This is a genomic window from Devosia sp. (genome assembly GCF_034675085.1).
GTDB lineage: Bacteria > Pseudomonadota > Alphaproteobacteria > Rhizobiales > Devosiaceae > Devosia.
On sequence record NZ_JAUCDN010000141.1, the window covers coordinates 1 to 8,294 of the forward strand.

General features: G+C 64.5%; 6 protein-coding genes. 5 read left to right on the plus strand and 1 reads right to left on the minus strand.

The features are described 5' to 3' along the window. Positions 1–586: 586 nt before the first annotated feature. Entirely contained in the window at positions 587–1,984 is a 1,398-nt protein-coding gene (gene miaB / locus VDP82_RS10295; RefSeq protein ID WP_323014758.1) for a tRNA (N6-isopentenyl adenosine(37)-C2)-methylthiotransferase MiaB, read from the minus strand. A gap of 105 nt (positions 1,985–2,089) precedes the next feature. Here miaB and VDP82_RS10300 point away from each other — a divergent pair, with 105 nt between their 5' ends. The 5 genes from VDP82_RS10300 (at position 2,090) to VDP82_RS10320 (ending at position 7,907) form a co-directional block, all read left to right on the plus strand. Beyond that, positions 2,090–2,296, plus strand: a complete 207-nt coding sequence (locus tag VDP82_RS10300) for a hypothetical protein (protein WP_323014759.1) — start codon at positions 2,090–2,092, stop codon at positions 2,294–2,296. A 215-nt stretch (positions 2,297–2,511) separates the two neighbouring features. Then, positions 2,512–4,194 carry a sensor histidine kinase gene (locus VDP82_RS10305; RefSeq protein WP_323014760.1) on the plus strand — a complete coding sequence of 561 codons (1,683 nt, stop codon included), beginning with the start codon at positions 2,512–2,514 and terminating at the stop codon, positions 4,192–4,194. A 52-nt stretch (positions 4,195–4,246) separates the two neighbouring features. Further along, complete coding sequence (rpsO, locus tag VDP82_RS10310; RefSeq protein ID WP_323014761.1) at positions 4,247–4,597, plus strand: 30S ribosomal protein S15; 351 nt, start codon at positions 4,247–4,249, stop codon at positions 4,595–4,597. Between the two features lie 305 nt (positions 4,598–4,902). After that, positions 4,903–7,047 carry a polyribonucleotide nucleotidyltransferase gene (gene pnp / locus VDP82_RS10315; RefSeq protein ID WP_323014762.1) on the plus strand — a complete coding sequence of 715 codons (2,145 nt, stop codon included), beginning with the start codon at positions 4,903–4,905 and terminating at the stop codon, positions 7,045–7,047. A 230-nt stretch (positions 7,048–7,277) separates the two neighbouring features. Continuing rightward, the gene (locus tag VDP82_RS10320; protein ID WP_323014763.1) at positions 7,278–7,907 is read left to right on the plus strand and encodes a L,D-transpeptidase; all 630 of its coding nucleotides are present in this window, start codon (positions 7,278–7,280) and stop codon (positions 7,905–7,907) included. Positions 7,908–8,294 lie beyond the last annotated feature (387 nt).

The window sequence follows — 8,294 nt, forward strand, 5'->3', positions numbered from 1 at the left end:
CGCCGTAAAGCTGGGCAGCGAGGCGATTGTCTTCAAAGGCGAGTTCGAGTTGGGTTGCGAGTGCGTTGTCCGGATTTGCTGACAAATGCCTGCTCAAACCTTTGTGGCTCCGAAAAAGGGATTGGCGCCAAGCGCCTCATGGACAGCGAGGCTAGGCCGATTTTGTTCCGCTGTCTGTAGATTTTTTGTGACGATCGGCTGCCATTGCGCCCAATGGGTATCGCCGCCCGGCCGTTCTGGCTTGCGGTTTCACGGTGGAAAGCGGCTTCCGCCCCCGATTGGTAGACAAACAGAAGAGGCGAAAGCCGCTTCCCACGATCGGGTTTTCTACGCACGCCTCGAGCGGCCCCCTTTTGGGGTTTGACGCTTCGGACCCGCCTTCGCTGGCCGGCGGAGATTATCCACCGGCCATGGGGGCGGTCCGGCTCTGGCCGGTTGTCGGCATCCACGCATTGGCCCGGGCGACCCCGAACCCCCCGTTCTTTCTGCCCGGCGCTTCGTCGGCACCGCGTGTCATCGGCAGGAACGCAATCAGGATAAGCGGGCCGGCAGGGAGCGGGGATAAGTTTTGTATCCTGCGCAGGCCTTACGCCGCCGCGGCCTGCTGGAGCCGGCCGACCAGCGAATTGGTGCTGGTGCCGATGATCTCGACCTGGTGGATGGCGCCGATCAGGTCGGTGGAGCCGTCCAGATGCACCGCTTGCAGATAGGGCGAGCGTCCGCCCACCTGGCCCGGCATGCGGCCCGGACGCTCGATCAGCACCGGCAGGGTCCGGCCCACGCAGGAGGCGTGGAAGGCGGCGGTCTGGCGGTTGACCAGCTCCTGAAGGCGATAAAGCCGCTCGGTCTTGATTTCTTCGGGGACCTGCCCGTCCAGCGCCGCGCCGGGCGTGCCGGGGCGGGTGGAATATTTGAACGAATAGGCCGAGGCATAGCCCACTTCGGCGATGATGCCGAGCGTGTCCTGGAAATCGGCATCGCTCTCGCCGGGAAAGCCGACGATGAAATCGCCCGAAAGCGCCATGTCGGGGCGCGCCGCCTTGATGGTCTCGATGAGCCTGAGATAGTCGGACGCGGTGTGGCGCCGGTTCATCGCCTTGAGGATGGCATCCGATCCCGACTGCACCGGCAGGTGCAGATAGGGCATCAGGATATCGAGATCGCGATGCGCCGCGATCAGGGCGTCATCCATGTCGCGCGGATGGCTGGTGGTGTAGCGCAGTCTTTCCAGGCCGGGGATTTCGGCCAGAAGAAAGGCAAGCTCGCCCAGGCTCACCACCCGGCCCGCCGCGTCCAGCCCGTGATAGGCATTGACGTTCTGGCCCAGAAGCGTGAGCTCCTTCACCCCCGCCTCGATCAAATTGCGCGCGTCGGCCAGCACCTGCTCCACCGGGCGGCTGACCTCGGCGCCGCGCGTATAGGGCACGACGCAGAACGAGCAGAACTTGTCGCATCCTTCCTGCACGGTGAGGAAGGCGGTGAGGCCGCGCTTGATGGTGACTTCCCTGCGCGCCGCCGGCAGATGCTCGAACTTGTCTTCCTCGGGGAAATCGGTGTCGATGACGGCGCGCTTGAGGCTGGGATGCATATGGCGCTGGGCCTGGGCCCGCTCCACCATGTCGGGCAGGCGGTGATAGGCCTGGGGGCCGAAGACCATGTCGACCACCGGGGCGCGGCGGGCGATTTCCTCGCCCTCGGCCTGGGCGACGCAGCCGGCCACCCCGATCATCATGTCCCCGCCCATGGCCCGGCGCTCGGTTTGCAGCTCCTTGAGCCGGCCCAGCTCGGAAAACACCTTTTCGGACGCCTTTTCGCGGATATGGCAGGTGTTGAGCAGCACCAGGTCGGCCTGGGCGATGTCCAGGGTCGGCTCATAGCCGTGCGGAACCAGCGCATCGGTCATCCGGTCGCTGTCATACACATTCATCTGACAGCCATAGGTCTTGATGAAGAGCTTTTTGGTGTTGGCGTGCATCTGGGTCATGCGCGCTCTTTACCAGAGGCTTGGCCAAGACTCCAAGAGGCCAAGAGGCTGCAACTCCTGCGCGGCTGGCGTGTTGTGTCTGAAGATATGGAAAGGGAGGCTGTGATGCCCGAGACCAGAAAACACCCCAAGCCCGCGCCCGACGCCGCCGCGGCCATGAAGGGGGGCAAGAAGCCCGGCCCGGGGGATTCCCCGGTACAGGTGCGCAATGCCGGCAAGCAGGCCCTGGCCGACAAGCCCCGAAGCTGGGACAAGCAGGACGACGCCTTGGACGAGAGCTTCCCGGCCAGCGACGCCAGCGCCAAATATTGAGACGAAAATTCCGGCAACCCAGCCAGTTGCCGGCTTCCCCATGCCCGTCTAAAGCGCGTCGCGATCTTTCAGATTCGCTCCATGCGCGTTAGCCTTTGTTTTTGCGCATGTCTTTATCCCGAAACCGGTTCCCACTTTCGGGAGACATGCTGTAGGCTGGCCGGAGCGGGCCGATCTGCATACCGGCTCATGATTCCGCACAAAGGAGCGGCAGCTTGCGGTTTCGGTTCCCGGCATTCAAGGGACGCCCCATTGTCCACTATCTGGTCGCCATCGGCCTGGTGACCATCCTGCCCAGCCTGCTTTTCGCCGGCGTGCTCATGCATCGCAACCAGGATGCCCAGCAGCAGACGGTGGAAACCCTGATCCTGGCAACGTCACGATCGCTGGTGCAGCGGGTGGAGCGGGAAATCACCGCCAACACCACCACGCTGCGCGTGCTTGCGACCAGCCCCGCCTTCCATACCGGCGATTTCCGCGCCTTCCACGAGCGCGCCGTATTGGCGCTGGCCGGCACCGGCACCAATCTCTTCGTGCTCAACGCCGACAATTCCACCGCCTTCACCACGCGTCGCCCCTATGACACGCCCTCCGGCTGGACCGCCGATCCCGAGGCGGCGCAGAAGGCGCTGGCGACCGACGAGGTGGTGGTGACCGATCTGGTGCTCGGGGCCGTCTCCCAGCAATGGGTCTACAATATCCTCATGCCCATCGATCTGGGGCCCTATGGGCGCAAGGTGGTGGCGCTCAACCAGCCCGCCAGCAATTTCGACGATACGCTGGTGGCCAATCGCCTGCCCGAGGGCTGGAAGACGGCGCTGATCGACAATGAGGGGCGCATCATCGCCGCCACCAGCGATGTCGGCGCGGTGGGCTCGGTGTTTTCCCAGTTCGACGTCATGGCCCGCCCGCTCTATTATGGCTGGCAGCGGGTCGACACCGCCGAGGGGCCGGCGCGGCTGGTGGTGCTGCGCTCCGCCCTGACCGGCTGGCGCACCGTGGCCTGGGCCCCCGAAGCCATGATCGCCCGGCCCATGCAGCAGGCCATGCTGTCGCTGGCGCTGGGCGGGCTCATCCTGGTGGGGCTGGTCGTTATCGGCTTGATCGCCGTCAGCCGCATGATCGGCTCCTCCGTGCGCGGCCTGGCCCGCGACGCCCGCCTTCTGGGCCAGGGCGAGGTGGTCGAGGCCAAGAACTATCCCGTGCTGGAGATCGCCTCGGTCAGCGAGGCGCTGGAGCAGGCCTCGCGCCAGCGCCAGGCCAGCGAGAGGGAGGTCAATTTCCTCATGCGCGAGGTGGCGCACCGCTCCAAGAACCAGATGACCGTCATCACCGCCATGGCCAAGCAGACCGCGCGCGGCGCCGACGACGTGGCCTCCTATGTGCAAAGCTTCGAGCGGCGCATCCTCGGTCTGGCCCGTTCCACCGACCTGCTGCTCACCCATGGCCGCGCCGGCGTGCTGCTGGGGGAATTGCTGGAAAACCAGCTCGCCCCGTTCAGCCCTCCCGATGCGTCACGCCTCTGCCTTGAGGGGCCGGTTGTGCGCCTCAACACCCAGGCCGCCCAGATCATGGGCATGGCCGCCCATGAGCTTTCCACCAATGCCGTCAAATATGGCGCGTTTTCCGAAGAGCAGGGGCGGCTCGATGTGCGCTGGTCCATCGCCGATGACCGGCTCGACTTCGTCTGGCGCGAGACCGTGCCCAGCCGGCCCGAACGCGAGGAGCGCCCGGGGTTCGGCACCACCGTGCTCAAATCCATGGTCGGGCGCTCGCTGGGGGCGGAGGTGGAGCGCATCTGCCACGAGGACGGCATGGAATGGCGCTTCTCCATTCCCCTCAGCGCCATCGATCCGGCGCGGGGCATCGGGGCCGGCGAGGACGAGGCCGCCGAATAAATTCTGGCATTCCGGCGTCTTTTGCACTATAGGGACGCCAGCTTGGCGCCCGATGGCTCCGGCTTTTCACGGCCCCGCCTGGACGACATCCCGGCCGGGGCGTCCCAGCTCCTCCATTTCAAAGGACAATCCGATGTCGATTACGCCCGAGCGCAAGACCGCTCTGATCCAGGAATATGCGACCAAGGCCAATGATACCGGCTCGCCGGAAGTGCAGGTTGCCATCCTCTCCGAGCGCATTGCCAACCTCACCGAGCATTTCAAGGGTCATGGCAAGGACAATCACTCCCGCCGCGGCCTGCTGAAGCTGGTTTCGACCCGTCGCAGCCTTCTCGACTATCTCAAGAAGATCGACGAAGCCCGCTACAAGACGCTGATCGAGCGTCTGGGCCTGCGCCGCTAAGGCGCGCCCATGCCGTCCGGCTGCGGGGCCTCTCCGCAGCCGCCTCTTCCCCGCCTGCCCCACAGGGGCCGGGGAATGAAAGCGTAGACCGGCGATTGCCGGAGCATGGCAGGATTATTGGCCGCTCATTGCCCGGAGCTGCTTGTTGTCTTGCCCATGTTTCGTCACCGCCAGATGTGAACCGCGCCTGATTTTGAGCCCTTCCCGCACATGGGGTGCGCCAGGGTGCCGGCGCACCGGTCGAGTTCGTGGGGCCGCTACGCCCCCCGCGTTCCCGCTCCTCCGGCAGAATGGAAAGACGCAAAATGACCATCAATTTTGATCATCACAAGGTCGAGCTCAACTGGGGCGGCCAGCCTCTGACGCTCGAGACCGGCAAGATCGCCCGTCAGGCCGACGGCGCCGTGCTGGCGAGCCTGGGCGAAACCGTGCTGCTGGCCACCGTTGTCAGCGCCCGCTCGCCCAAGCCCGGCCAGGACTTCTTCCCCCTGACCGTCAACTACCAGGAAAAATACTTCGCCGCCGGCAAGATCCCGGGCGGCTATTTCAAGCGCGAAGGCCGTCCCACCGAGAACGAAACCCTGGTTTCGCGCCTCATCGACCGCCCCATCCGCCCGCTCTTTCCCGAGGGCTACAAGAACGAGACCCAGGTGATCGTCACCGTTCTCCAGCATGACATGGAGAACAATCCCGACGTGCTTGCCATGGTCGCCGCCTCGGCGGCCCTGACCATCTCCGGGGTTCCCTTCATGGGCCCGATCGGCGCGGCCCGCGTCGGCTATGTCGATGGCCAGTACGTGCTGAACCTGCCTGTCGACCGCCGTTCCGAATCCAAGCTCGACCTGGTCATGGCCGGCACCGAAGACGCCGTGCTGATGGTGGAATCGGAAGCCAAGGAACTCAGCGAAGAGGTGATGCTGGGCGCGGTGATGTTCGGCCATGCCGAAAGCCGCAAGGTCATCGAGGCCATCATCAAGCTGGCCGAGCTGGCCGCCAAGGAGCCGCGCGATTTCGTGGCCCCGGACTATTCGGCGCTGGAAAAGGACGTGCTCGCCATTGCCGAGGCCGACCTGCGCGCCGCCTACAAGATCACCAAGAAGGAAGACCGCTACGCCGCGGTCGATATTGCCAAGAAGAAGGTCAAGGAGGCTTTCACCGCCAAGATCGAAGCCGGCGAGGTCTCGTCCGAGGACCTGGGCGAGGTGGTGCACAACCTCCAGGCCAAGATCGTGCGCTGGAACGTGCTCGACACCGGCCTGCGCATCGATGGTCGTGACCTCAAGACCGTGCGTCCCATCGTTTCGGAAGTGGGCGTGCTGCCCCGCACCCATGGCTCGGCCCTGTTCACGCGCGGCGAGACCCAGGCGCTGGTCGTGGCCACGCTGGGCACCGGCGAGGACGAGCAGTTCATCGACAGCCTGGAAGGCACCAAGAAGGAAAACTTCCTGCTGCACTACAACTTCCCGCCCTATTCGGTGGGTGAAGCGGGCCGCATGGGCTCCCCCGGCCGCCGCGAGATCGGCCATGGCAAGCTGGCCTGGCGCGCCATCAACCCGATCCGGCCTTCGGTCGAGGAATTCCCCTACACCATCCGCATCGTCTCCGAGATCACCGAATCCAACGGTTCGTCCTCGATGGCGACCGTCTGCGGCACCTCGCTGGCGCTGATGGATGCCGGCGTGCCGCTGGCCCGTCCGGTGGCCGGCATCGCCATGGGCCTGATCCTGGAAGGCGAGAAATTCGCCGTTCTCAGCGACATCCTGGGCGACGAGGATCATTTGGGGGACATGGACTTCAAGGTGGCCGGCACCGATCAGGGCGTCACCAGCCTCCAGATGGACATCAAGATCGCCGGCATCACCGAAGAGATCATGAAGATCGCCCTGGCACAGGCCAAGGATGGCCGTATCCACATCCTGGGCGAAATGGCCAAGGCCATCACCGCCTCGCGTGCGGAAGTGGGTGAGTTCGCCCCGCGCATCGAGACCATGAAGATCCCGACCGAGAAGATCCGCGAAGTGATCGGCACCGGCGGCAAGGTCATCCGCGAGATCGTCGAAAAGACCGGCGCCAAGATCAATATCGAGGATGACGGCACCATCAAGATCGCCTCCTCGGACGGCAGCCAGATCGAGGCGGCCATCAAGTGGATCAAGTCGATCACCGACGAGGCCGAAGTGGGCGCCATCTATCAGGGCACCGTCGTCAAGACCGCCGATTTCGGCGCCTTCGTGAACTTCTTCGGCGCCAAGGATGGCCTGGTCCATATCAGCCAGCTCGCCGACCAGCGCGTCGCCAAGACCACCGACGTGGTCAAGGAAGGCGACAAGGTCTGGGTCAAGCTTCTCGGCTTCGACGAACGCGGCAAGGTGCGCCTGTCCATGAAGGTGGTCGACCAGGACACCGGCAAGGAGATCGTCAGGGAAGCCAAGGAAAGCGCCGCCGAATAAGGCCGGCCTTGCATGCAACAGGGGCCCGGAGCGATCCGGGCCCCTTTTCTTTGGCGCGGCGTTTACCCTATCAATTTTATGCGAGGAACCGCCTGGTTAACCGTGCGTTTGCTGAGTGAGGCTTTCCTGCACTAGCAAAGCCCGCGCGCCCGGATTACCCAACGGGCAACTCGAATTATCATGCGTCACCCGCCGTTTAGGGATTCACCTTGCTCTCTCGTCGTTTGTTTATGATCGGCCTGCCCGCCCTCACCCTGGCCGCCTGCTCGTCCACTCGCGCGCCGGTGGTGCAGGAGCCCAGCATCGATCCGTACTATCTGCGCATGTATGGCGCGGTCATGGGTGAGCCTCACCCCGTGCCCGCAACCGACATCCGCCGGGTCGACCCGAAATGGTGGCGCCAGGAAGTGCCCTATTTCACCAATGAGCGCCCCGGCACCATCGTCGTCGATACGCCCGCCCACCATCTCTATCTCGTGCTCGAGGGCGGTCGCGCCCTGCGCTACGGCATCGGCGTGGGCAAGGATGAATCGCTGGTCTTCCGCGGCGAGGCCGTCATCGGCCGCAAGGCGCAATGGCCGCGCTGGACCCCCACCAAATCCATGATCGCCCGCGAGCCCGAGCGCTATGGTCCCTATGCCGGCGGCATGGCGGGCGGCATCGAGAACCCGCTGGGTCCGCGCGCGCTCTATCTCTACAAGAACGGCGCCGACACGCTCTTCCGCCTGCATGGCACCACCGAACCCTATACGATCGGCACCAATGTCTCTTCGGGCTGCATCCGCCTGATGAACCAGGACATTATCGACCTCTATTCGCGCGTTCCCGTCGGGGCGCGCGTCACGGTCATCAATAGCTGATCCCGATTGCCGGCGGCGGATCCTCCGTAGTCACCCCGCCCCCGGTTCACGAAGACCCGCCCCCCTCCTCCGGGCGGGTCTTTTTTATTTTCGGCCCTCCCCACACGCCGCCCCATCCGGCTTCGAGGGGGCGACGACATGGAGGGGGCGGCAAAAAGAAAGGGCATGTCCGGCGGACATGCCCTTTGTCATTTAGCAATGGCGAACACGTTAAAGCGTGCGCTGCACCGTTTCGACGCGGAAGCATTCGATGACGTCGCCGGCGCGCATGTCTTCGTAATTCTCGAAGGCCATGCCGCATTCCTGACCCATCTGCACTTCCTTGACCTCGTCCTTGAAGCGCTTGAGCGTCTTGAGCTTGCCTTCGTGGATGACGACGTTGTCGCG

Bases quoted from the DNA above. Each gene is read 5' to 3' on its own strand.
- miaB (WP_323014758.1), bottom strand. From the start codon at position 1,984: ATGACCCAGATGCACGCCAACACCAAAAAGCTCTTCATCAAGACCTAT.
- VDP82_RS10300 (WP_323014759.1), top strand. From the start codon at position 2,090: ATGCCCGAGACCAGAAAACACCCCAAGCCCGCGCCCGACGCCGCCGCG.
- rpsO (WP_323014761.1), top strand. From the start codon at position 4,247: ATGGCTCCGGCTTTTCACGGCCCCGCCTGGACGACATCCCGGCCGGGG.
- pnp (WP_323014762.1), top strand. From the start codon at position 4,903: ATGACCATCAATTTTGATCATCACAAGGTCGAGCTCAACTGGGGCGGC.
- VDP82_RS10320 (WP_323014763.1), top strand. From the start codon at position 7,278: ATGATCGGCCTGCCCGCCCTCACCCTGGCCGCCTGCTCGTCCACTCGC.